The following is a 24321-nucleotide window of genomic DNA, read 5'->3' as shown; positions in this document are numbered from 1 at the left end:
TTTACATTTTTATTTCTTTTTATACATTTAGCCGCTATTTTATTTCACTATAAATAAAAAGCTCGCCATCACTAGCGAGCTTTTTAACAAGTTGCGTTATAATTACTTAACCTCTACAGAAGCGCCAACTTCTTCAAGTTTAGCTTTTAATTCTTCAGCTTCTTCTTTAGTAACGCCTTCTTTGATTGCTTTAGGAGCGTTATCAACTACTTCTTTAGCTTCTTTTAAGCCAAGGCCAGTTGCTTCACGTACAACTTTGATAACTTTGATTTTTTGTCCGCCAGCACTTGCAAGTATTACGTCAAATTCAGTTTGCTCAGCAGCAGCTTCGCCACCAGCAGCAGCAACAGCTACAGGAGCTGCAGCAGTAACACCAAACTCTTCTTCGATTGCTTTAACTAAGTCGTTTAATTCTAAAACAGTCATACTTTTAACTGCTTCAATGATTTGTTCTTGAGTCATTATAATTTCCTCCTTGTTTTTCCTTTTAATGTTTTATTACTAAATGAATAATAGGCTAATTGAATTATGCGCCTTGTTCTTCTTTTTGATCTGCAACAGCTTTAGTAGCAAGTGCAAGGTTACGGATTGGAGCTTGAAGAACGCTAAGCAACATAGAAAGTAAACCTTCGCGTGATGGAAGTTCAGCAAGAGCTTTAACTTCTTCAACTGTAGCGATATTACCTTCAATTACACCAGCTTTGATTTCAAGTGCTTCATGCTTTTTAGCGAAGTCATTTAAAATTTTTGCTGGAGCAACAACATCCTCAGAACTGAATGCAATCGCATTCGGACCAGTTAAGGCGTCATTAAGACCAGTAAGTTCAGCTTGTTCTACAGCACGGCGAGTCATCGTGTTTTTGTATACTTTGAAGTCGATACCTGCATCACGTAATTGCTTACGTAGTTCAGTAACTTCACCTACAGTTAATCCACGGTAGTCTACAACGATAGTAGATTTGCTTTCACGAAATTTAGTAGTAATCTCGTCAACGATCTGTTTCTTTTGTTCGATAATTGCGCTCATTGTTACACCTCCTGTAGTTTCATGTGTGACACTATTACCGTTCGGTGATGGCTGCATGGAAAAACCTCCACGATAGACATGGAGGTTTGTATATACAACAACAAGCAAACAAATGCTTTATTCGTAAATACACCTCGGTAGGGATTTAAGCTTTACAAGCACCTACTGTCTACGGTATAGCGATATTTATTTAAAACAACATTGCTAATTATATATAAACTATTTCACTAAGTCAATAGTTATTATTTTACAGAAAAACTTGAAGTGTCAACTTTAACGCCAGGTCCCATTGTAGAAGTAGTATTAACACTCTTCATATAAGTTCCTTTTGCTGCAGCTGGTTTTGCTTTTAATAATGTTTCGAAAACTGTTGTGAAGTTTTCAACTAGTTTGCTATCGTCAAATGATACTTTACCGATAGGAACATGGATGATACCAGCTTTATCAAGACGGTATTCAACCTTACCAGCTTTAATTTCATTAACAGCTTTTGTAACATCAAATGTTACAGTTCCAGTTTTAGGGTTTGGCATTAAACCTTTTGGTCCTAATACACGACCTAATTTACCAACTTCACCCATCATGTCTGGTGTCGCAACGATTACATCGAAGTCAAACCAACCTTGTTGGATTTTAGTGATATAATCAGCATCACCAACGAAATCTGCACCAGCAGCTTCAGCTTCTTTCGCTTTCTCGCCTTTAGCAAATACTAATACACGTTGAGTTTTACCAGTACCATTAGGAAGTACTACTGCACCACGAATTTGTTGGTCAGCTTTCTTAGGGTCAACTCCTAAACGGAAAGCAACTTCTACAGTTGCGTCAAACTTAACAACACTAGTTTTTTTAACTAGTTCCACTGCTTCTTGAACCGCATAAAACTTAGTACGATCTACAAGCTTAGCAGCTTCTACTAACTTTTTACCTCTTTTAGCCATTTTTATTTCCTCCTTAGTGGTTTTAGCGGAATAACCTCCCACGAATAAAGGTTGCGAACTTGTTTTTAAGCAAACTCGCAACCCCAAAAAACATTCGAATCTAATAAAAAATTAGTCTTCGATAACGATACCCATGCTACGTGCAGTACCTTCAACCATACGCATTGCTGATTCAACGCTTGCTGCGTTTAAATCAGGCATTTTTGTTTCAGCTATTTCACGTACTTTGTCACGCTTAACTGTCGCTACTTTATTACGGTTTGGTTCACCAGAACCAGACTCAATTCCAGCCGCTTTTTTAAGAAGAACAGCAGCAGGCGGAGTTTTCGTAATAAATGTAAATGAACGGTCTTCGAATACCGTGATTTCAACTGGAATGATTAAGCCAGCTTGATCAGCTGTACGAGCGTTAAATTCTTTACAGAATCCCATGATATTAACACCAGCTTGACCTAATGCAGGACCAACTGGTGGAGCTGGATTAGCTTTAGCTGCAGGAATTTGCAATTTTACAATTTTAATTACTTTTTTAGCCACGAGACACACCTCCTTAAGTCCGTGATGTGGTAATTGGGTTATACCCTCCCACTCATCTAAGCCATTCGTAATATGAATGGTTAAAATTTGGGCAACAAGTCAAATCAAGTTTATTGACGAGCTTACCTACCCATATCGATTCAGAAATAACTGTATTTCTGATCAGTGTAAAAACATAATTCTGTCTCATAATCCTGAGACATACTGACCTATGAAAGTTTAACACTTTTCATAATTGATTTCAAGTTTTTTTAGATTATAATTTACTTACCTGTTCAAAGTCCAACTCTACAGGTGTTTCACGTCCAAACATATTAACAAGAACTTTAAGCTTATTTTTATCTTGATCAATTTCTTCGATCGATCCAGTAAAGTTTGCAAACGGTCCTTCTGTGACCTTCACTGTTTCTTTCAATTCGTAATCAAATTCAACTCTACGCTCATCCATACCCATGCGTTTTAAGATGAAACTCACTTCATCAGGTAATAGAGGTGTTGGTTTTGACCCATGACCAGACGAACCAACAAACCCAGTTACTCCGGGCGTATTACGAACAACATACCAAGAATCGTCAGTCATTACAATCTCAACTAGTACATATCCAGGGAAGACTTTTTTCTTTACAACTTTCTTTTTGCCGTCCTTATAATCTGTTTCTTCCTCTTCAGGTACTACCACACGGAATATTTTATCTTCCATGCCCATAGATTCTACACGTTTCTCTAGATTTGCTTTTACCTTATTTTCATAACCTGAATATGTGTGTACAACATACCAATTCTTTTCCATAGTGTCAGGACAACTTGTCCTTCCCTCCCCACAGTAGATTTTATACTAAACGCACCAATACGAAAATCTATATTATTCTACATGAATACTAAATCTTTTTTAAACAATGAAAAAACCCGTTTAACGGGTTTTGCAGAGAAAGATTAATATTTTCTATTATAGCACGATTTTCCATCTGTTATTCAAAAATTAAACGAATTAAAGAAGAAATACCTAAGTCAATGACCGCAAAGAAAACACCAACAAATACTACAGTGGATACAACCGTAATTGTATACCTTGTCAATTCTTTACCTTTCGGCCAACTAACCTTCTTCATTTCACGAGATACATCTCGGAAAAAATTAACTAAACGTTGCATGAATGCTACCTCCAGGAATAATAGGGAAACTTCGTATAAAATAATTTATGAAGACTACTTTGTTTCACGGTGGTTCGTATGCGAATTACAGACTTTACAAAATTTATTGACTTCTAACCGTTCATTTGTGCTCGTTATATTTTTCATTGTAGTATAGTTTCTACTTCCACAGGAAGTACAAGCCAACGTTACTTTTTTTCGCATTTCCTCACCTACCGTTTCACTTTTATTCCATAAAACTGTATCATAGTGAGGTTTTTTCGTCAATAAACGATCAAATTCAGCCTAATTTTTGATTTTCACAAACTAATTTCTCTTAATTCTAAATACCGTTCAAGTTTTCTCTTTACACGCTGCAATGCATTATCGATGGACTTCACGTGTCTATTTAATTCTTCTGAAATTTCGTGATATGAACGGCCGTCTAAATATAAGACCAGCACCTTTCGTTCTAAATCACTTAATAATTCACCCATCTTAACCTCAATGTCATCAAATTCCTCTTGATTAATGATGAGCTCTTCAGGGTCCATAACTTTTGCACCGGAAATAACATCCATTAATGTCCGATCCGATTCTTCATCATAAATCGGCTTGTCCAATGATACATAAGAATTTAACGGAATATGTTTTTGACGAGTAGCGGTTTTTATAGCGGTAATGATTTGCCTGGTAATACATAATTCAGCAAATGCCTTAAATGAAGTGAGCTTGTCCTCTTTAAAGTCACGAATGGCTTTATATAAACCAATCATTCCCTCTTGAATAATATCCTCTCGATCCGCACCAATTAAAAAATACGATCTTGCTTTTGCTCGTACAAAATTTCGATATTTAGTAATTAAGTAGTCAAGTGCTTCACTATCTCCATTATGCACGAGTTCAACCACTTGTTCGTCTTCCAATAATCCAAATTCTTCCCTGTTGACCTTACCCTTGTTGAATGGTGAATTCAAGCCGATCCCCCCGACCGCACACAAGATAACAATATTATACAGCATGCATTTTGTAAGCGTCAACCAACTATAAATTCCCCCTGCGCCACTTCTCTAGCTTTTCCATGACATCATCAGGAAATAATATTTTTGAAGATGGACGTTTTTCCTCAATCTTTTTCACTCTGTGTTTAATTCTACCTTCTATGGAATCCATCTCATTCAACAACTCTCTCGCTGATTTACGAAGTGCACCTTGCCCAAATATCGCCCATTGTTCAGTAAAATCCGATGTAGCAACATGAACTTGAGTTTTAATATTGTTTAATGATATTGCTAGCTTTTCAATACGCTCATCTGCAGTCTCGTTCTCTCGAGTGAAAATAACCTCTACTCGATAGTTTTTTTGCTTTTTTTCAATTCCTTTTACAAGGTGTGCATCAAAAACGATAATAACTCGGTAACCAGTATAGGCTTGATATTCAGCCATTTTTTCAATTAATTGATTTCTTGCCTCAGAAAGATTGTCCTTCTTAAGCCTTTGTAAAAAGGGCCAAGCCCCGATAATGTTATATCCATCAACTAATAGGATATCCATTTCATTCTACTCCCCTAAAGGGTGTCGCTTTCTGTATACCTCATACATCAAAAGGCTTGCTGCAACAGAAGCATTTAATGATGTAACATGTCCCACCATTGGCATTTTAATTAAGAAGTCGCATTTTTCTTTAATAAGACGACCAATTCCTTTTCCTTCACTTCCTATAATGAGGGCTAGTGGCATTTTTCCGTCTAAATTACGGTAATCATCCGCACCTTTGGCATCTGTTCCTACGATCCAAACCCCTCGTTCTTTTAATTCTTCTATTGTTCTCGCCATGTTTGTTACACGGGCAACGGGGATATATTCAATTGCACCAGTAGAAGCTTTAGCGACTGTAGCCGTTAATCCTACTGCTCTTCTTTTAGGAATCACGATTCCATGTGCACCAACAGCGTCTGCTGTTCTCATAATTGATCCTAAATTATGTGGATCTTCAATTTCATCTAATAACAGTAGGAAAGGTAGTTCACCTCTTTTTTCTGCATTAAGTAAAATATCATCAACATGAACATATTCATAAGCAGCTACTTGTGCCACCACACCTTGGTGATTACCTTCCACCATTTGATCAATTTTCTTCTTTGGCACAAAGTTGATCGTTACACCTTTTTCTTTTGCAAGCTTCGTTATTTGCTGTGCTTGTCCTTTTAATGAATTTTCAGCAACCCATATTTTATTAATATCTCGAGATGACTTTAACACCTCTATTACAGGATTACGTCCAATAATATAATCTTGATCCATTAGCCTTTCCTCCTTTCTTTAATCATTAATAAACTCAAATGAAGCATGTATCAGTTCTTCCATTCGATTATGCTTTTTTTCTAAATAAAGATGTCCGATCAACGCTTCAAACGCTGTACTATATCGGTATGTTTGTACATCTGTGTTTTTCGGAATTGTCCCTGATTTTGCATTTCTCCCCCGTCTAATAACAGCTAATTCTTCTTCAGTAAAGCTCTCTGATGAGAATAAATGATGCAAAATACTAGCTTGAGCTTTTGCAGAAACATACCTTTTCGCTTGGTTATGAAGCTGGTTTGGTCGTATATTCCCTTTGGCTATAAGGTGATGCCTTACATAAATTTCATAGACAGCATCACCTATATAAGCCAATGCTAAGCTATTCAAAAGCTTCGAATCTTTAATTGTTTCAAAATCTAAAAACATGATGTTCCTCTTTTCTATACAAATGCCAAATGGCGTTTAGCAACAATTCCAAAAATGAAGGATAGACGGAACCATCGCTACAAGTCCCGCTCTATTCGCCTTAATCAACGTTAAAACTCTTACTATCTTTATTCCCTCATATCTAAAAACATAATCAATTAACTACGTTTCCATCTTGTTCCTTGAGGCGTATCCTCTAAAATAATATTTAAGTCTTTTAATTTATCACGAATTTCATCTGCTAATGCAAAATTACGGTCTTTTCTAGCTTGAATACGTTGCTCAATCATTAAGTCAATTTCATCATCCAGAAGATCTGCCTGTGCAAATTTAACACCTAACACTGCTCCTAATTGATCGAACTCATTAAGAAAAGCTTGAATGACTTCCTCTGACGTATTTTGTTCCTGTAAATAGTAGTTCGCTTGTTTTGACAAGTCAAACAGAACAGATATTGCATTAGCTGTATTAAAATCATCATCCATCTCTTTTTTAAACTGAAGATGATATTCGTTGATTTTACTAAGCCACCATCCATTGTTATCAGTCAAATTTGTGCTACTATTCTTTCGGTGTTGAAGATTAACATAAGATGTAGTTAATCGTTCAAATGCATTTTTTGTACTTTCCAATAAATCTTGTGAAAAGTTGATTGGATGTCGATAATGGACAGATAGCATAAAGAAACGAACAACTTGTGGGTCAATTTCTTTAATGATATCGTGGACTAATACGAAATTTCCTAATGATTTAGACATCTTTTCATTATTTATATTTATATAACCATTATGCATCCAGTACTTTGCAAATGGTTTTTGATTTAAAGCCTCTGATTGAGCAATTTCATTCTCATGGTGTGGGAAGGTTAAATCTTGGCCACCTGCATGTATGTCTATCGTATCTCCAAGATATTTTTTTGCCATAGCTGAGCATTCTATATGCCAACCAGGTCGACCATTCCCCCAAGGACTTTCCCAGGAAATTTCTCCTTCCTTCGCCGCTTTCCACAAAACAAAATCCAGCGCATCAAGTTTCTTCTCTCCTACACCAATCCGGTTACCTAAACGTAGTTCATCAATTGACTGATGTGAAAGCTTACCATACTCCTTAAATTCTCTTGTTTTATAATAAACATCTCCACCAGCCTCATAAGCATATCCTTTATCAATCAATGCTTGAATAAAGTCAATGATAATATCAATGCTTTCGGTAACACGTGGGTGAATTGTAGCCCGCTTGCATCCAAGTGCCGAAACATCTTCAAAATAAGCATCGATAAAGCGCTCTGCAATTGTTGGTACATCCTCGCCAAGTTCATTTGCTGCTTTAATTAATTTATCATCAACATCAGTAAAGTTAGATACAAAGTTTACTTCATATCCACTATATTCTAAGTATCTTCTTACTGTATCGTAAACGATTGCTGGTCTGGCATTTCCTATATGAATATAATTATAGACTGTTGGACCACATACATACATTTTCACTTTCCCTGCTTCAAGTGGTTCAAACGTTTCCTTTTGCCTTGTTAGCGTATTGTACAACTTTATTGTCATGTTCACTCGTTCCTTTCCTTAACTGTTGTACTTCATTTCTTAAGCTTGAAAGCTCTGACTCTAACTCTTTAAAACGATCTGCAACTGGATCTGGTAAATCACAGTGATTTAGATCTTGATCAACCCGTCTACCGTTTTGTATGACTACTCTACCTGGAATTCCCACAACAGTTGAATGATCTGGAACATCCTTCAGTACAACAGAACCTGCTCCTATTTTAGAGTATGCACCAACAGTGATAGATCCTAACACTTTTGCTCCTGTGGCAATTAATGCATGATCTTTAATTGTAGGGTGCCTTTTACCTTTTTCCTTACCAGTTCCACCTAGAGTAACTCCTTGGAAAACCGTAACATTATCACCAATTTCACAGGTTTCACCGATTACGACTCCCATACCGTGATCAATAAAAAACCTGCGACCAATTCTTGCAGCAGGATGGATTTCAACTCCTGTAAAAAATCGGCTAATTTGAGAAACTGTTCTCGCTAAGAAGAAAAGTTTCTTTTTGTAAAATGCATGAGCAATACGATGACCCCAAATCGCATGTAATCCAGAGTACGTTAATATGACCTCAAAGTAGTTTCTAGCAGCTGGATCTTGTTCGAACACGACCTCTACATCTTCTTTCATCATGCTAAACACGACTATCCCTCCAATCATCACTTTTGTTTAATTTTTCACTTTAGCCCTAAAGGTAAGGACTATTCCAGTTTCCCAATCCCATTTGCGCCGTAAAATAAGGTAATTGTAGGTACAAAAAAAAGCGTCTCTGTAAAAAATACAGAGACGCTTGTTATGCGCGGTTCCACTCTGTTTAGGTATGAGAAGCTTAATCACGCACTAAGACGCCTCATGACCTCAACTTTGGCTCTTTAACGTAGAGCGATACGCTTTTACTTACTAATCACGTGTGGACGTTTAGCAAAAGACTCAAAGGTGCATTTCAAGAATTACTTCACATAAACCTCTTTCAGCCAATGGAGGTTTTCTCTAAAAAGGAAGTAAATCTTTACTCTCCTTATCAACGTTTTAACTATTGGTTTAACCCTACTATATTACATTTTTGATAAAAAGTTAACTAATAATATTTTCTAATCTTGAAATCACTTTACTTTTACCTAAAACCGCTATTGATTTCGGTAAATCAGGACCGTGCATTTGACCAGTAATGGCAACACGAATTGGCATAAACAAGTTCTTGCCCTTTTGACCAGTAGCCTTTTGGACAGCTTTAATTGAGGCCTTTACATTGTCTGCTGAAAAGTCTTCAACAATTTTTAGCTCATTAATAAATGCTGATAACACTTCAGGAACCTGTTCACCTTCTAGAACTGCTTTTGCTTCCTCATTGTATGTGATGTCCTCTTTGAAGAACAATTCAGTTAAGCTTACAATTTCTGCACCATAGCTCATTTGTTCTTGATAAAGAGCAATTAGCCCGTGAATTCTTTCAGCTTCTTCCTCACTCATATTATCCGATACTTTACCAGCTTTTATTAAGTGTGGTAAAGATAGAGAAATAAGTACGTCTAACTCTAATTGCTTAATATATTGGTTATTCATCCAAGCAAGCTTTTGTGTGTCAAAAACAGCAGGAGATTTGGATAAACGAGCAGGATCAAAAATTTCAATTAGTTGCTCTTTATTATATACCTCTTCTTCTCCACCTGGAGACCAACCAAGAAGAGCAATAAAGTTAAATAAGGCATCTGAAAGGTAACCTAGTTCCTCATATTGCTCAATAAATTGAATAATTGATTCGTCTCGTTTACTTAGCTTTTTACGATTTTCATTGACAATTAACGTCATATGTCCGAATACAGGAACATCCCATCCAAAGGCTTCATAAATCATGATTTGCTTTGGTGTATTCGAAATATGATCTTCGCCACGTAATACATGAGAAATTTCCATTAAGTGATCATCAACTGCTACCGCAAAATTATAGGTAGGTGTACCATCTTTTTTGACAATAACGAAGTCACCCATACCTTCTGATTCAAATGAAATGTCACCTTTCACCATATCTTTGAAGCGAAATTCTCTATTTGCTGGAACTCTAAATCGAATGCTCGGCTGTAACCCTTGATCTTCAAGGCTCTTTTGCTCTTCGACTGTTATGTCCGCATGCTTTCCAGAATACTGTGGTGTCTCACCACGAGCAATTTGTTCCTCACGTTCTTTTTCCAATTCCTCTTCTGTACAATAGCATTTATAAGCCAAACCTTTTTCTAGTAGTTGCTCATAATATTTCTTATAGATTTCATTTCTTTCAGACTGGCGGTATGGGCCATACTCTCCACCAACATCTACACTCTCATCCCAGTCAATTCCAAGCCACTTTAAATACTTTAATTGACTTTCTTCTCCACCTTCAATATTTCGCTTTTTATCGGTATCTTCAATACGGACAATGAATTTCCCGCCTTGATTTTTTGCGAATAGATAGTTAAATAATGCCGTTCTCGCATTTCCAATATGTAAATGCCCAGTAGGACTTGGGGCATAACGTACCCTTACTTCATTTGCCATATCGTAAACCTCCACAATTTTCTATGAATTTATCACTAATTTAACCTTTTGAAAGGAATCCCTTTGTATGAACTTGTATATCCTTTTCCCAAATTATTAAATTGGCCAGAATTAATTTTATCACCAAAAATAATAAGATACAAAAAAATAAATCAACTTACTTTCGTTTCTGAATCAAAACCGTTGCCTGTGACGCAATCCCTTCTTGTCTGCCGGTAAAGCCTAGCTTTTCTGTTGTTGTTGCCTTCACATTCACCTGGGAAATATCTGCTTCAAGCAATTCAGCGATACGTTCTCTCATGTTACCTATATGTGGAGCCATTTTCGGTTTTTGCGCGATGATTGTACAGTCTATGTTTCCTAACTCATATCCTCTTTCTTTTACAAGCTTCCAAACATGGATTAGTAACTTAGCCGAATCTGCATCCTTGAAGTTTGGATCGGTATCAGGAAAATGTTTTCCGATGTCTCCTTCTGCAATTGCTCCTAAACAAGCATCTGCAACAGTATGTAATAAAACATCCGCATCTGAATGACCTAACAATCCTTTTTCATACGGAATTTCAATCCCACCAATTATTAAAGGGCGACCTTCAACTAATTGATGAACATCGTAGCCTTGTCCAATTCTAATCATCATTTTTCCTCTTTTCGCTTACTATTGGTATTTTATCGATTAGTTCTGTTAAACTTGTTTGTTGATTTGCTCTGTAGGTGTTCGCTTTCCGCGGAATGTCCAGAATCCTCCCGCAGAAGTACACATATCCGTCCCAATCAACAAAGTGCCAAATCAACGGTGAGCTTTAACAGAGCCTATAGATTAAAGTTTTTACTTACCCATAATAGCCTTTGCTATTAGTAAGTCCTCTGGTGTCGTTAATTTTATATTTGTATAATCACCTAGCACGATTGAAACTGGCTTTCCTGTTCGTTCAATAAGACTTGCATCATCTGTTCCAAGATAATTATCTTTATTAGCTTGGTGATGAGCGTCAATAACAAGAGACGGAATAAATGCCTGTGGAGTTTGCACTGACCACAAGGTTGATCTCTCTACAGTTTCTACGACTACACCATTTTCAACCCGCTTGATTGTGTCCTTTACTGGAACTGCTAATGTTGCCGCTCCTGTTTCTTGCGCTTTATGTACTAGATCCTCAATTTTTTTATGCGAAATAAAAGGACGTGCCCCGTCATGAACGAGAACAATCCCTTCGTCATCAACAGCCTGTAAACCGTTATACACACTAAACTGTCTTTCACTCCCACCCGCTACTATAGATTTTATTTTGTTTATATGATAATCATTGAAAAGTTTTTGAAATACGTCTCTTTCTTGCTCATTAATTACTAATATAATACCCGAACAATTTGAATGTTCTTCAAACACCTTTAATGTATGAATGATAATGGGAGCTTGTTCGAGCTCAATAAACTGCTTGTTTTTTCCAACATTCATTCGTTTGCCTTGTCCAGCAGCAGGAATGACGACTTGATAGTTCATTATGTCTACTCCTTCAAAAATTCTGTATACCATCATCATAAAAGATTAGCCTGAATATGTAAAACAGCCCATGAAACATTAGTCACCTAATGTACCACGGGCCTGTTAAAAAAGCGCAAGACGCCGATATCGACAAGAAGAATAAGACAAGTCGGAAGGTTATACATTAACCTTCTGGACGAATGGCATAAGAAGATTCCTCTCAAGAAGATAGCGCCTAGAGCTAGACATGAAAGCTAAGTACAAATAAATTATCTTCATATCCCTTTTAAATATTTATATTTTTTACAATGCTTTTTCTAATAATTTTGGTTTTGCAAAAATCATTCTACCTGCAGACGTTTGAAGAACACTTGTAACAAGGACATCAATATGTTTTCCGATATAATTACGTCCGTCTTCTACAACAATCATTGTACCATCATCCAAATAGGCGATTCCTTGATTATGCTCTTTCCCATCCTTGATTACCTGAACATTCATTTCTTCTCCAGGTAACACGACAGGTTTAACAGCATTTGCTAAATCATTGATATTAAGTACATGAACCTTTTGTAATTCACAAACTTTATTTAAATTAAAATCATTTGTAACGACAACTCCGGAAGTTATCTTCGCTAATTTCACTAATTTGCTATCAACTTCTTGAATTTCCTCAAAATCACCTTCATAAATTTCTACATTAATTGCAAGCTCTTTTTGAATTCGATTAAGAATATCAAGACCCCTACGACCTCTGTTTCGTTTTAATACATCAGATGAATCAGCAATATGCTGAAGCTCCTCTAAAACGAATTGGGGAATAACAATAGTTCCTTCTAAAAAGCCAGTTTGACAAATGTCAGCGATTCTACCATCGATGATAACACTTGTATCTAATATTTTCAGTTTTTTATCCTCAGTTTCAACCTCTTCATCCGCAGATCCCTTTTTCTTACCGATTCGATTTGGCACGGAAAATAAGTTAATTAATTCATCTTTTTTCTTAAACCCAATTTGGAAACCTAGATATCCGAGCAGTAATGTTAAAAAGATTGGAATGATTGTATTAAATATTTGATATTGAATATCTTTTAAAGGAATAACAATAAGAAAAGCAATAATAAGACCAAAGATTAATCCTAAACTACCAAATAACACATCTGTAACAGGAGCTTTAACAACAGCCTCTTCTAATACTCGAATCCAATTCACAACGTAATCTACTAACCAAAATGTTGCAACAAAAAAGACAACTGCACCTAATACAGCTAAAGTATAAGGTGTATTAATAAAAGGTATGTCCTGCATATTTAATAACTCAAGTAGCTCTGGCATGAAAAAGATCCCTAACATACCACCTACACTCAAAAATAACAGTTGTATAATGCGTTTAATTAACATACCTTCACCTCCTTTTAACGATATAACTACTTTATCCTACTTCTAGGACATGTGAAATAAAAAATTAAAAATGTAAAAAGATTGATACATTGTTGTAATTTTACAAACAATTTGACTGCGATACTTGCTTTTCTTTGTATAAGGTTAGACATTGTAATGCCTTCACACCAACTCTTATATGGTCTGGTGATGGGAGTTTTATGAAGCTAGATTCAATTCGTTTTTAAATGAGTTTGTAATAAATATGATAGCTTAACCTAAGATCCCACTTCCTTTATACACACGTAAAAATCAATTTTAATATACCCTAAATTAATGAGTTTAAAACCATAAAAATGAAAGTTTCATTAAATATTCTTATATGTGACGATCAATTAAAAGTTGATCTTGTAACCTTTTCAATCCTTCAATAATCTTTTTCGCCCTCACCTCTCCTATACCATCAACCTCATCTAACTCTTCTACGGATGCGCGCAAAATAAGTTTCAAATTTTTATAGGTTGTCACTAAATTTTCAATAATGATCGTTGGGAGCCTAGGAATTTTATTTAACATTCGATACCCTCTTGGCATAACTGGGCTATCTATATTTGTAAATGAGGAGAAACCTAGTAATTTAAAAAGAACAGAATCCTCTAAAAGTTCAAAGCTTGAAAGGTCCTGGAGCTGTTTAAGGAATCGATAAGGATCAACAGCTTTATCATTTGCGTAATCTTTTATTAATAAAGCAGCTTCTTCTTCTAGTCCAGATAGTAACTCAGCTAATTGTAACCTAATAAGATGGCCTTCTGCTCCTAGTTCATTCACATAATCATTTATTTCATCCTTTATACGTAAGACCATTTCAATCCGATGCAACACTTGTAAAACTTCCTTAAACGTAACAAGTTCCTCTAGCTCTAATGCACCTAATGTCGAGATTGATTGATCAAGAACAAGCTTATATTTTTCTAACGTTTGGATCGCTTGATTAGCCTTCGTTAATATGACACCAATGTCTCTAAGCGCATACCTTAATTCACCATGATAGAGAGTAATAACATTTCTCCTTTGGGAAATGGCAATCACTAAGTTGCCTGTTTGTTTAGCCACCCGCTCTGCGGTTCGATGCCTCATACCAGTTTCTGATGAATATATTGATGAATCTGGAACCAACTGGGCATTTGCATACAAAATTTTATTACCCGAATCACTTAAGATAATGGCACCATCCATTTTTGCTAACTCATATAAATGTGCCGAGGAGAATGAACATTGTATAGAAAAGCCACCATCAATAACTTCTTTTACTTTTTCGTTGTGACCAACAACAATTAAACCACCTGTTTTAGCACGTAAGACATTCTCAATTCCTTCCCTTATTGGTGTTCCAGGTGCAACGAATTGTAAAATTTCATTTAACGTCCGTTCACCTGATATACTCTCTATCTTTGTCATGTACTATCCTCCTAACGTTTTATGGAGAGCCTCCGCTACATTCTTCACTCCAATAATCTCGATATCATCTGGAGGGTTCCATCCACCTATATTTGCCTCTGGAATAATCGCCCTTTTAAAACCAAGCTTTGCTGCCTCCATTACTCTTTGTTCAATCCTAGAAACTCTACGGACTTCACCAGTTAACCCCACTTCACCAATAATGACATCAGTTGGTTTTGGGGGTGCATCCTTAAAACTTGATGCAATGCTTACAGCAACTGCTAAATCGATAGCAGGTTCATCAAGCTTCACTCCACCAGCAACTTTTAAATACGCATCTTGATTTTGAAGAAGCAAGCCAACTCGTTTTTCTAAAACTGCCATTAATAAAGGTACACGGTTGTGATCAATTCCTGTTGCCATTCTTCTAGGGTTACCGAAGCTAGTTGGTGAAATTAAGGCTTGAATCTCGACAAGAACAGGTCTCGTTCCCTCCATTGAAGCTACAACAGTTGAACCAGCTGCGCCTTTTGATCTTTCTTCTAGAAATATTTCTGAGGGATTTTGCACCTCTTCTAGACCAGATTCCTTCATCTCAAATATTCCCATTTCATTTGTTGAACCAAACCGATTCTTTACAGCACGTAATATACGATACGTATGATGTCTTTCTCCTTCAAAATATAGAACAGTATCAACCATATGTTCCAATAATCTCGGTCCAGCGATTGACCCTTCTTTCGTTACATGACCCACAATAAAGATGGCAATACCTTTTGTTTTCGCAATTCTCATAAGTTCTGCAGTAGATTCTCTTACCTGTGACACACTTCCAGGAGCAGAGCTTATTTCGCTATGGAATACTGTTTGGATTGAATCGACAACCACAAATGCAGGGTTTGTTTCTTCAATCGCCCTTGAAATAAAACTTAAATCTGTTTCAGACAAAACAAATAGTTTATTTGCTTTAACCCCTAAGCGGTCAGCCCTTAGTTTTGTTTGTTTTACTGATTCTTCTCCTGAAATATACAATACATCATTTCCATTTTCAGCTAACTGTGATGATACTTGCAGTAAAAGTGTAGACTTGCCAATCCCAGGATCTCCACCAATTAATACAAGGGAGCCCTTAACAATACCGCTTCCTAAGACACGGTTAAATTCTTTTAGATTTGTAAAAATCCTTGGTTCTTGGGTTGTTTCTATATTTGTAATCGGAGAAGGCTTTTGTACCGTTTGGGTGGAATGAGCAAAAACCGCCTTCCGAGGTGAAGTAGGCTTTAAAACTTCCTCTGTCATTGTATTCCATTCACCACAACCCGGACATTTCCCCATCCATTTAGGTGATTCATATCCACATGTTTGACAAATAAACTTTACCTTCGTTTTAGCCATATACGTGTTCCTCTCTTATAGATACCAAGTAGTCAAGCTAATTATGATTCCTATCCTTAATTATAAGAAATAATGGAGACTTTGAGGAGCATTATTAGAAAGTGCAAGTGCCTAGGTCTGTCCCAACACAATAGGATGTACATGGGAATGTAAGAACTCAGCACTGAAGCTATAAATGATAACTTTATATAAAAATTTTAACTTTTTATTTATATAAAGAAAGTGAGGCACACTTTACGCGGTATGCCTCAACTTACAGTCTTGTTATTTAGTTTTAACTTCTTCTTTTTCAGTTGTTTTTACAACAAATTCACCATTATCTACATCTAGAATTATCTTATGACCTTTATTAATATTACCTCTTAATAATTCTTCAGAAAGACGATCTTCAACATTTTTCTGAATAGAACGACGGAGCGGTCTAGCACCGTATTCAAGATCAATTCCTTCATCTGCAATTTTTTCTATAGCAGAGTCTGTTAACTCTAATGATAGGTCCTGTTCTTTTAATCGTTTTGTTAATTGGTCAGACATTAGCGAAACAATTTCTTTTAAATGTTTCTTTTCTAATGAGTGGAATACAATAATCTCATCAATACGGTTAATGAACTCAGGTCGGAATGCGCGTTTTAACTCATTCATTACTTTGCCTTTCATATCCTTGTAATTTTGAGTTTCATCTTGAATGTTAAATCCAACATATTTATTACGCTTCAACTCACTTGCCCCAACATTAGATGTCATAATTAAAATTGTATTTCTAAAGTCTACTGTACGCCCCTTAGAGTCTGTTAGCCTTCCATCCTCTAATACCTGCAGAAGGATGTTAAAAACATCAGGATGAGCCTTTTCAATTTCGTCTAAAAGCACAACAGAGTATGGCTTTCTTCTCACCTTTTCAGTTAATTGACCACCTTCTTCATAACCTACATAGCCAGGAGGTGAACCAACTAAACGAGAAGTGGAGTGCTTCTCCATATACTCTGACATATCGATGCGAATCATCGAATCTTCATCACCGAAAATTGATTCTGCCAATGCCCTAGCAAGCTCAGTTTTACCTACACCTGTTGGTCCTAAGAAAATAAATGATCCAATTGGACGTTTAGGATCCTTTAACCCAGCTCGTGCACGACGAACTGCTTTTGCTACAGCAACTACAGCTTCTTCTTGACCAATAACTCTTGAATGTAAAAGACTCTCCATATTTAACAGCTTATCTGTTTCTGTTTGTGCTAATCTTGAAACTGGAACACCGGTCCAACTGGAGACTACCATCGCAATGTCTTCGACTGTTACTTCAGTATTCTCTTGACCTTGTTTTTCTTTCCATGTTTTCTTCGTTTCTTCAAGCTGTTCACGTAATCTTTGCTCCGTATCACGTAGGGATGCCGCTTTTTCAAACTCCTGACTTTGTACAGAAGCATCTTTTTCTTTGCGGATTTCATCAAGCTTTTGTTCTAGCTCTTTTAAGTTTGGTGGTGTCGTGAATGAACGTAATCGTACCTTTGAGCCAGCCTCATCAATTAAATCAATCGCTTTATCTGGTAGGAAGCGATCAGAAATATAACGATCAGATAATTTTACAGCAGCATCAATTGCTTCATCTGTAATCGATACTCTATGATGCGCTTCATAGCGGTCACGCAAGCCTTTTAAGATTTGAACACTTTCTTCAGCTGTTGGCTCATCGACCTGAATTGGTTGGAATCTACGTTCTAATGCAGCATCTTTCTCAATGTATTTTCGGTACTCATCAAGTGTAGTTGCACCAATACACTGTAATTCACCCCTAGCTAATGAAGGTTTCAAAATGTTAGAAGCATCGATTGCTCCCTCTGCACCACCAGCACCAATCAATGTGTGTAACTCATCGATAAATAGAATAATATTACCAGCTTGGCGGATTTCATCCATCACTTTTTTAAGTCTATCTTCAAATTCACCACGGTATTTTGTACCAGCAACTACAGTACCCATATCAAGTGTCATTACGCGCTTATCACGTAAGATTTCAGGAACCTCATTCTGAACGATTTGTTGAGCTAGCCCCTCTGCTATTGCTGTTTTACCAACACCTGGCTCACCAATTAAGACTGGGTTATTTTTTGTACGGCGACTTAATACTTCAATAACACGTTGAATTTCTTTACTTCTCCCGATAACTGGATCTAAACTTCCTTCTCTCGCAATCGAAGTTAAGTCTCTTGCAAGACTATCAAGTGTAGGTGTATTAGCATTGGTCATACCTCCACCTTGATGATTTGAAGATGTTTCATTACTGCCCAATAGCTGAAGAACCTGTTGTCTTGCTTTATTCAAGCTTACACCTAGATTGTTAAGGACTCTTGCCGCAACACCCTCACCTTCACGTATAAGTCCTAACAAAATATGTTCTGTTCCTACATAAGAATGACCTAACTTTCTTGCTTCATCCATTGATAGTTCAATTACTTTTTTAGCTCTAGGTGTGTAGTGGATTGTTTGAGAAGCATCTTGACCTCTTCCAATTAAACCTTCTACCTCTTTTTGGATCTTTTCTGGGCCTAGTCCTAATGCAAGTAAAGCCTTAGCTGCAATCCCTTCACCTTCACTAACTAGCCCCAGTAAAATATGTTCTGTACCTATATTGTTATGTCCTAAACGAACTGCTTCTTCTTGTGCTAAAGCAAGTACCTTTTGTGCGCGCTCTGTAAATCTTCCAAACATCATGATTCATCATCCTCCATCCATTTATTACGTTCCATTTCTAAGTTTAGCCGCTCTCTTATTAAAGCAGCTCGGCGAACATCTCTTTCATTTGGACGTAATGGTCCACCAAAATATTGTTGTAAAAATCCAGGTTGAGTTAAAATCATAAGTTCATTGAGAATATTACGAGATATATCTTTAATAATTCCTAAATCAATTCCCAATCTAACATCAGACAAACATTTTGCTGTCTCATTCGATTCAATTATTCGGCTATAAGTCAAAGTTCCGAATGATCTATACACTCTGTCTTCTAGCTGGTTTTGGGATGAGTTGTAAAGAGCTTCACGAGTAGCTCTTTCTTGGGTAATTAATTGTTGAACCACACTAATAAGATCTTCAACAATATCTTTCTCAGACTTACCTAATGTTATTTGATTTGAAATCTGAAAAATGTTGCCGATGGCCTCACTACCCTCACCATATATGCCTCTTACTACTAATCCAAGCTGATTAATTGCTGGGATAATTCTATTAACTTTTTGGGTAAGTACTAATGCAGGTAAATGCATCATGACCGATGCCCTTAATCCAGTCCCCACATTCGTAGGACAACTGGTTAAGTATCCCCTTCTTTCATCAAAAGCGTAGTCTACCTCTTCTTCAATCCAATCATCTAACTTGTTCGCCATATCCAACGCTTCCTCAAGTTGAAATCCTGGAAATAAACATTGAATCCGGATATGGTCCTCTTCATTTAACATTATGCTAACTTCCTCATTTTCAGAAAGTAAACATCCACCATAAATAGAGTTATCAGCTAGATTAGGACTTATTAGATGCTTTTCTACTAAAACCCTTTTCTGAATGGGCTGCATATCGTTCATCTTAAGCAGCTCCAGCTGACCAATTTCCTGAAATGTTTTATTTGCATATGTTGTTTCAAAGAAGTTAAGAACTTCTTGTGATTCTTCATTTGTAGAAACTGTAGGAAATTTAAACTGTTCCATATTACGTGCTAAGCGAATCCGACTACTTAATACAATGTCCGAATCCGGTCCTTCTTGACTCATCCAAGCACTCATTGCCTTATTCATAAAATTTTGGAGTGACATGATTATGATCCCTCCTCATGAAAGCTACTTATCCTTTTCTCAAGAGATCTTATTTGATCTCTTACTTTAGCAGCTTGCTCAAACTCTTCCTGTACAATGAATTCATGAATTTTAGTTTTCAGCTCATCTATTTGCTTGCGGATATGAATATCTCCCCCTATTCGCTCAGGGATTTTTCCTGAGTGAACAGTGTTCCCGCCATGAACTCGTTTAAGTATTGGGGTTATATGATTTTTAAAAGTAGGATAACAATTTGAACAGCCAAATCTTCCAACCTTTTTAAACTGATGTAAGGTCATTTTACATCGATCACATTGTGGTACATCACTAGCTTTAAAAACATTTTGTTCCTCTGTATTAGCAATATCAGATTCCATGTTAAGCAATCCAGTTAATAAATTATTTAAAGAAAATCCTGTGTTAACATTAAACATAAAAAGTTCACTATTTTCATGTGCGCAATGTTCACATATGTGGACTTCCGTTTTTTCTCCATTAATCACTTTTGTAAAGTGAAACGTTGCCGGTCTTTCATTACACTCCTGGCAGATCATCCGTCTCCCCTACTTTCACTTATATTTCAATGAAGTTATCATGGCCTTAAACATCCTTGCCCTTAATTCGTCCCTATGAGGGAGCTCAATATAAAGGACTGAACGATCAATTACACTTAACATTAATTTAGCTTCGCGGGAAGAAATAACTTCCTCACTTACAAGCCGACCTATAATGTCCTCAGCAGATGCCTGGGAAAGGCGGTGATGAATCAAGTGTAAGATTTGATCTAAGAGGTGTGCCTGATTATTTGCGCGAACCTTAATAATCCGAATATAGCCGCCTCCGCCACGCTTACTTTCAACAACGTAGCCTCTTTCAATTGTAAACCTTGTATTAATAACGTAATTGATCTGTGAAGGCACACACTGAAATTTATCTGCAATTTCACTTCGTTTAATCTCGACTATTTCCTTGCCACTACTATCTAGTACCTTTTTCAAATACTGTTCAATAATGTCTGAAATATTTCTCACTCAACCTCCCCCTCACTGACTTTGACTATATTTGACTTTAATATTACTATAAAACGAACAGAAAAATTTTTCAACTTTTCTGTTTCAATTTAAATATTGCCAAAATAAGAGGAAGTAAAACGTATTTAAAATATTTTTTCCACTTCGTGATTCTCTACCAGTATCTTTTCTAAATCAGTATGTGAAACAGAAGATATATCAATATCTAATTGATAATGAAACACAACATTGCTATCTTTATCTTTCCTACAAGATGTCATTACTATCTTATGGGTTGTTACATCATATGATGTTAATTTTTGAATTACTTGATCAATCGTAGTCTTGCGGGAATCTACGGATATTTTCATTTTCCTCCTTGCCCTTTTAACATTCATATAATTTTCAAGTTGATTTAAGAATATTAAACACATTAAAACCATTGCTGTAGTAAAAAATGCTACTACATACATTCCGGCACCTATAACTAAACCTAAACCAGCCACGATCCATATTGATGCAGCTGTCGTTAGCCCTCTTACAGTTGCACCCTTTACTAGAATCGTTCCACCACCTAAAAACCCTATACCACTAATAACATATGATGGAATCCTAGCTGGATCAAACCGTATATTAGGATCATTATCTATATAACTTTTGAAACCATATAGAGATAAAATCATCATTAAACAAGATCCTATTCCCACTAGTAAATGGGTTCGAAATCCTGCTGGATGATTTTTAAATTCACGTTCCAATCCAATTACTCCACATAAAAGGGTCGCTATAAATATACGAGCAAACATGGTATATGTATCTTGATTTAATAATTCAAGCATATTCATTCATTTCGCCTCTTTAGCTTTAAATATGTGATCTTATATATATATACTCAAATGTCTGTCTTCAAAACACAATTATCGAATAATTTTCAATGAATATTTTTGATCCTTTTATATTTTTAGGACATTAAATTACTCTAAAAGTATTGCTCAATACTATTGAATTAAATAGAAATTCGTCAGTTTTATGTAGATTTAGTATCTGGAAGCTATAAGTTGGATAATAATTTTCTAGTCATTTTTTCTTGGGACTTTTTAAAACGATTAGACTTCTTGAACAACTTAGGGTAATAAAAAGTTCATAGGCAGAGAAGGTTCTTTATATATACAAAAAAGACCAGTATCTCTACTGATCTTTTTCTCTCTTACCTGGCAACGTCCTACTCTCACAGGGGGAAACCCCCAACTACCATCGGCGCTGAAGAGCTTAACTTCCGTGTTCGGATATCGGCTTGCGATAAGCGGCGAATCTCTTCGTCAGCTTGTTCATTCAGATCCTCATGTGCCAAGAACGCACATTCCGGTCCTCACTCTCTGCGCTTCCTTACTTGCACAGGATGTGCTGACTTCTACGTTGCCACAGGACGTGGCGGTTTTTAGTAGAAGTTCCTTTATATGCTTCTCCCAAGCCTCAGGCTAGTAGGTTAAATTTGACTTCATTTTTAAATGATTAAACCTTGCTGTTTAGAAGAAATATATAAAAAAGACCAGTATCTCTACTGATCTTTTTCTCTCTTACCTGGCAACGTCCTACTCTCACAGGAGGAAACCCCCAACTACCATCGGCGCTGAAGAGCTTAACTTCCGTGTTCGGCATGGGAACGGGTGTGGCCTCTTCGCCATCATTACCAGATAATTTATGAAATTGAAGGGATGTTCCTTCAAAACTAGATAACGATTCACAATTCAATTCACTTCATTTAACGCTTTTATTAGGTTAAGTCCTCGATCGATTAGTATCTGTCAGCTCCACACGTCACCGCGCTTCCACCTCAGACCTATCAACCTGATCATCTTTCAGGGATCTTACTAGCTTACGCTATGGGAAATCTCATCTTGAGGGGGGCTTCATGCTTAGATGCTTTCAGCACTTATCCCTTCCGCACATAGCTACCCAGCTATGCCTTTGGCAAGACAACTGGTACACCAGCGGTGCGTCCATCCCGGTCCTCTCGTACTAAGGACAGCTCCTCTCAAATTTCCTACGCCCACGACGGATAGGGACCGAACTGTCTCACGACGTTCTGAACCCAGCTCGCGTACCGCTTTAATGGGCGAACAGCCCAACCCTTGGGACCGACTACAGCCCCAGGATGCGATGAGCCGACATCGAGGTGCCAAACCTCCCCGTCGATGTGGACTCTTGGGGGAGATAAGCCTGTTATCCCCGGGGTAGCTTTTATCCGTTGAGCGATGGCCCTTCCATGCGGAACCACCGGATCACTAAGCCCGACTTTCGTCCCTGCTCGACTTGTAGGTCTCGCAGTCAAGCTCCCTTGTGCCTTTACACTCTACGAATGATTTCCAACCATTCTGAGGGAACCTTTGGGCGCCTCCGTTACATTTTAGGAGGCGACCGCCCCAGTCAAACTGCCCACCTGACACTGTCTCCCAGCCCGATAAGGGCTGTGGGTTAGAATTTCAATACAGCCAGGGTAGTATCCCACCGACGCCTCCACCGAAGCTAGCGCTCCGGCTTCTCAGGCTCCTACCTATCCTGTACAAGCTGTACCAAAATTCAATATCAGGCTACAGTAAAGCTCCACGGGGTCTTTCCGTCCTGTCGCGGGTAACCTGCATCTTCACAGGTACTATAATTTCACCGAGTCTCTCGTTGAGACAGTGCCCAGATCGTTACGCCTTTCGTGCGGGTCGGAACTTACCCGACAAGGAATTTCGCTACCTTAGGACCGTTATAGTTACGGCCGCCGTTTACTGGGGCTTCGGTTCAAAGCTTCGCTTACGCTAACCTCTCCCCTTAACCTTCCAGCACCGGGCAGGCGTCAGCCCCTATACTTCGCCTTGCGGCTTCGCAGAGACCTGTGTTTTTGCTAAACAGTCGCCTGGGCCTATTCACTGCGGCTTTTCCGGGCTATTCACCCTAAAAAGCACCCCTTCTCCCGAAGTTACGGGGTCATTTTGCCGAGTTCCTTAACGAGAGTTCTCTCGCTCACCTTAGGATTCTCTCCTCGCCTACCTGTGTCGGTTTGCGGTACGGGCACCTCTCACCTCGCTAGAGGCTTTTCTTGGCAGTGTGGAATCAGGAACTTCGGTACTATAGTTCCCTCGCCATCACAGCTCAGCCTTATACGACAACGGGATTTGCCTCGTTGTCAGCCTAACTGCTTGGACGCGCATATCCAACAGCGCGCTTACCCTATCCTTCTGCGTCCCCCCATTGCTCAAATGGTGAGGAGGTGGTACAGGAATTTCAACCTGTTGTCCATCGCCTACGCCTTTCGGCCTCGGCTTAGGTCCCGACTTACCCTGAGCGGACGAGCCTTC

The 24321-nt window shown here is 37.6% G+C and carries 24 protein-coding genes, 2 rRNA genes and 2 other annotated features (1 of these 28 only partly in view); all 26 genes read right to left on the bottom strand.

The annotated features are described in order from the left end of the window. Nucleotides 1–102: 102 nt before the first annotated feature. Entirely contained in the window at nt 103–462 is a 360-nt protein-coding gene (gene rplL, locus HUW50_RS09860) for a 50S ribosomal protein L7/L12 (protein WP_066330437.1), read from the bottom strand. A gap of 64 nt (nt 463–526) precedes the next feature. Next, a complete protein-coding gene (gene rplJ / locus HUW50_RS09855; RefSeq protein WP_066330459.1) occupies nt 527–1027 on the bottom strand; it encodes a 50S ribosomal protein L10 in 501 nt (166 codons plus the stop codon). Between the two features lie 49 nt (nt 1028–1076). After that, nucleotides 1077–1220: a sequence feature (ribosomal protein L10 leader region), on the bottom strand. Nucleotides 1221–1269: 49 nt separating this feature from the next. Next, the gene (gene rplA / locus HUW50_RS09850; RefSeq protein WP_066330438.1) at nt 1270–1968 is read right to left on the bottom strand and encodes a 50S ribosomal protein L1; all 699 of its coding nucleotides are present in this window, start codon (nt 1966–1968) and stop codon (nt 1270–1272) included. Between the two features lie 111 nt (nt 1969–2079). Then, nucleotides 2080–2505 (bottom strand): 50S ribosomal protein L11, encoded by a 426-nt coding sequence (gene rplK / locus HUW50_RS09845; RefSeq protein ID WP_026561207.1) that lies wholly within the window; start codon nt 2503–2505, stop codon nt 2080–2082. A gap of 256 nt (nt 2506–2761) precedes the next feature. Further along, entirely contained in the window at nt 2762–3295 is a 534-nt protein-coding gene (nusG, locus tag HUW50_RS09840; protein ID WP_066330439.1) for a transcription termination/antitermination protein NusG, read from the bottom strand. Between the two features lie 178 nt (nt 3296–3473). Continuing rightward, complete coding sequence (gene secE / locus HUW50_RS09835) at nt 3474–3656, bottom strand: preprotein translocase subunit SecE (RefSeq protein WP_066330440.1); 183 nt, start codon at nt 3654–3656, stop codon at nt 3474–3476. Nucleotides 3657–3710: 54 nt separating this feature from the next. Further along, a complete protein-coding gene (gene rpmG, locus HUW50_RS09830; protein WP_083964568.1) occupies nt 3711–3860 on the bottom strand; it encodes a 50S ribosomal protein L33 in 150 nt (49 codons plus the stop codon). Between the two features lie 95 nt (nt 3861–3955). Further along, nucleotides 3956–4612 carry an RNA polymerase sporulation sigma factor SigH gene (gene sigH, locus HUW50_RS09825; RefSeq protein ID WP_066330441.1) on the bottom strand — a complete coding sequence of 219 codons (657 nt, stop codon included), beginning with the start codon at nt 4610–4612 and terminating at the stop codon, nt 3956–3958. 67 nt (nt 4613–4679) lie between these two features. Continuing rightward, nucleotides 4680–5189, bottom strand: coding sequence for an NYN domain-containing protein (locus HUW50_RS09820; RefSeq protein ID WP_066330442.1), 510 nt, complete (start codon nt 5187–5189; stop codon nt 4680–4682). Between the two features lie 6 nt (nt 5190–5195). Continuing rightward, a complete protein-coding gene (gene rlmB / locus HUW50_RS09815; protein WP_066330443.1) occupies nt 5196–5939 on the bottom strand; it encodes a 23S rRNA (guanosine(2251)-2'-O)-methyltransferase RlmB in 744 nt (247 codons plus the stop codon). An 18-nt stretch (nt 5940–5957) separates the two neighbouring features. Then, complete coding sequence (locus HUW50_RS09810) at nt 5958–6365, bottom strand: Mini-ribonuclease 3 (RefSeq protein WP_185653867.1); 408 nt, start codon at nt 6363–6365, stop codon at nt 5958–5960. 158 nt (nt 6366–6523) lie between these two features. Next, nucleotides 6524–7921 carry a cysteine--tRNA ligase gene (gene cysS / locus HUW50_RS09805; RefSeq protein WP_066330445.1) on the bottom strand — a complete coding sequence of 466 codons (1398 nt, stop codon included), beginning with the start codon at nt 7919–7921 and terminating at the stop codon, nt 6524–6526. Beyond that, on the bottom strand, nt 7872–8558 hold the full coding sequence (gene cysE, locus HUW50_RS09800; protein WP_338789386.1) for a serine O-acetyltransferase: 687 nt from the start codon (nt 8556–8558) through the stop codon (nt 7872–7874). Before cysE ends, cysS begins: the two co-directional genes overlap by 50 nt. Before the next feature lie 146 nt (nt 8559–8704). Further along, nucleotides 8705–8959: a binding site (T-box leader), on the bottom strand. 40 nt (nt 8960–8999) lie between these two features. Further along, nucleotides 9000–10457, bottom strand: a complete 1458-nt coding sequence (gene gltX, locus HUW50_RS09795; RefSeq protein ID WP_066330447.1) for a glutamate--tRNA ligase — start codon at nt 10455–10457, stop codon at nt 9000–9002. 157 nt (nt 10458–10614) lie between these two features. Next, nucleotides 10615–11094: a 2-C-methyl-D-erythritol 2,4-cyclodiphosphate synthase gene (gene ispF, locus HUW50_RS09790; protein ID WP_066330448.1), complete on the bottom strand. Its 480-nt coding sequence runs from the start codon at nt 11092–11094 to the stop codon at nt 10615–10617. Between the two features lie 192 nt (nt 11095–11286). Further along, nucleotides 11287–11961, bottom strand: coding sequence for a 2-C-methyl-D-erythritol 4-phosphate cytidylyltransferase (ispD, locus tag HUW50_RS09785; RefSeq protein ID WP_066330449.1), 675 nt, complete (start codon nt 11959–11961; stop codon nt 11287–11289). A gap of 285 nt (nt 11962–12246) precedes the next feature. Continuing rightward, nucleotides 12247–13344, bottom strand: coding sequence for a PIN/TRAM domain-containing protein (locus HUW50_RS09780; RefSeq protein ID WP_066330450.1), 1098 nt, complete (start codon nt 13342–13344; stop codon nt 12247–12249). A 357-nt stretch (nt 13345–13701) separates the two neighbouring features. Then, nucleotides 13702–14781, bottom strand: a complete 1080-nt coding sequence (disA, locus tag HUW50_RS09775; protein WP_066330451.1) for a DNA integrity scanning diadenylate cyclase DisA — start codon at nt 14779–14781, stop codon at nt 13702–13704. A gap of 3 nt (nt 14782–14784) precedes the next feature. Further along, a complete protein-coding gene (radA, locus tag HUW50_RS09770; protein ID WP_066330452.1) occupies nt 14785–16158 on the bottom strand; it encodes a DNA repair protein RadA in 1374 nt (457 codons plus the stop codon). Nucleotides 16159–16422: 264 nt separating this feature from the next. After that, nucleotides 16423–18870: an ATP-dependent protease ATP-binding subunit ClpC gene (clpC, locus tag HUW50_RS09765; protein ID WP_066330453.1), complete on the bottom strand. Its 2448-nt coding sequence runs from the start codon at nt 18868–18870 to the stop codon at nt 16423–16425. Continuing rightward, nucleotides 18867–19964: a protein-arginine kinase McsB gene (locus HUW50_RS09760; RefSeq protein ID WP_066330454.1), complete on the bottom strand. Its 1098-nt coding sequence runs from the start codon at nt 19962–19964 to the stop codon at nt 18867–18869. The genes clpC and HUW50_RS09760 overlap by 4 nt, the downstream gene beginning before the upstream one ends. Before the next feature lie 2 nt (nt 19965–19966). Further along, a complete protein-coding gene (locus tag HUW50_RS09755; protein ID WP_066330455.1) occupies nt 19967–20518 on the bottom strand; it encodes a protein-arginine kinase activator protein McsA in 552 nt (183 codons plus the stop codon). Between the two features lie 15 nt (nt 20519–20533). Next, nucleotides 20534–20995: a CtsR family transcriptional regulator gene (locus HUW50_RS09750; RefSeq protein WP_066330456.1), complete on the bottom strand. Its 462-nt coding sequence runs from the start codon at nt 20993–20995 to the stop codon at nt 20534–20536. 125 nt (nt 20996–21120) lie between these two features. Beyond that, the gene (locus tag HUW50_RS09745; protein WP_157094362.1) at nt 21121–21813 is read right to left on the bottom strand and encodes an MgtC/SapB family protein; all 693 of its coding nucleotides are present in this window, start codon (nt 21811–21813) and stop codon (nt 21121–21123) included. 740 nt (nt 21814–22553) lie between these two features. Beyond that, a 5S ribosomal RNA gene (gene rrf, locus HUW50_RS09740) occupies nt 22554–22669 on the bottom strand. An 80-nt stretch (nt 22670–22749) separates the two neighbouring features. Continuing rightward, nucleotides 22750–24321, bottom strand: a 23S ribosomal RNA gene (locus tag HUW50_RS09735) (it continues 1359 nt past the right edge of the window).

Source organism: Metabacillus sp. KUDC1714, assembly GCF_014217835.1.
Lineage (GTDB): Bacteria > Bacillota > Bacilli > Bacillales > Bacillaceae > Metabacillus > Metabacillus rhizosphaerae.
Note: the sequence above shows the minus strand (reverse complement) of the source record. Positions and strands in the feature narration are given on the sequence as shown.

Coding starts and splice junctions, on each gene's coding strand:
- nusG (WP_066330439.1), bottom strand. CDS start 3,295: ATGGAAAAGAATTGGTATGTTGTACACACATATTCAGGTTATGAAAAT.
- HUW50_RS09810 (WP_185653867.1), bottom strand. CDS start 6,365: ATGTTTTTAGATTTTGAAACAATTAAAGATTCGAAGCTTTTGAATAGC.
- HUW50_RS09745 (WP_157094362.1), bottom strand. CDS start 21,813: ATGCTTGAATTATTAAATCAAGATACATATACCATGTTTGCTCGTATA.
- ispF (WP_066330448.1), bottom strand. CDS start 11,094: ATGATTAGAATTGGACAAGGCTACGATGTTCATCAATTAGTTGAAGGT.
- rplL (WP_066330437.1), bottom strand. CDS start 462: ATGACTCAAGAACAAATCATTGAAGCAGTTAAAAGTATGACTGTTTTA.
- HUW50_RS09780 (WP_066330450.1), bottom strand. CDS start 13,344: ATGTTAATTAAACGCATTATACAACTGTTATTTTTGAGTGTAGGTGGT.
- cysE (WP_338789386.1), bottom strand. CDS start 8,558: ATGATGAAAGAAGATGTAGAGGTCGTGTTCGAACAAGATCCAGCTGCT.
- rplJ (WP_066330459.1), bottom strand. CDS start 1,027: ATGAGCGCAATTATCGAACAAAAGAAACAGATCGTTGACGAGATTACT.
- rplA (WP_066330438.1), bottom strand. CDS start 1,968: ATGGCTAAAAGAGGTAAAAAGTTAGTAGAAGCTGCTAAGCTTGTAGAT.
- clpC (WP_066330453.1), bottom strand. CDS start 18,870: ATGATGTTTGGAAGATTTACAGAGCGCGCACAAAAGGTACTTGCTTTA.
- rpmG (WP_083964568.1), bottom strand. CDS start 3,860: ATGCGAAAAAAAGTAACGTTGGCTTGTACTTCCTGTGGAAGTAGAAAC.
- rlmB (WP_066330443.1), bottom strand. CDS start 5,939: ATGGATCAAGATTATATTATTGGACGTAATCCTGTAATAGAGGTGTTA.
- secE (WP_066330440.1), bottom strand. CDS start 3,656: ATGCAACGTTTAGTTAATTTTTTCCGAGATGTATCTCGTGAAATGAAG.
- cysS (WP_066330445.1), bottom strand. CDS start 7,921: ATGACAATAAAGTTGTACAATACGCTAACAAGGCAAAAGGAAACGTTT.
- disA (WP_066330451.1), bottom strand. CDS start 14,781: ATGACAAAGATAGAGAGTATATCAGGTGAACGGACGTTAAATGAAATT.
- ispD (WP_066330449.1), bottom strand. CDS start 11,961: ATGAACTATCAAGTCGTCATTCCTGCTGCTGGACAAGGCAAACGAATG.
- HUW50_RS09820 (WP_066330442.1), bottom strand. CDS start 5,189: ATGGATATCCTATTAGTTGATGGATATAACATTATCGGGGCTTGGCCC.
- HUW50_RS09760 (WP_066330454.1), bottom strand. CDS start 19,964: ATGTCACTCCAAAATTTTATGAATAAGGCAATGAGTGCTTGGATGAGT.
- gltX (WP_066330447.1), bottom strand. CDS start 10,457: ATGGCAAATGAAGTAAGGGTACGTTATGCCCCAAGTCCTACTGGGCAT.
- HUW50_RS09755 (WP_066330455.1), bottom strand. CDS start 20,518: ATGATCTGCCAGGAGTGTAATGAAAGACCGGCAACGTTTCACTTTACA.
- radA (WP_066330452.1), bottom strand. CDS start 16,158: ATGGCTAAAACGAAGGTAAAGTTTATTTGTCAAACATGTGGATATGAA.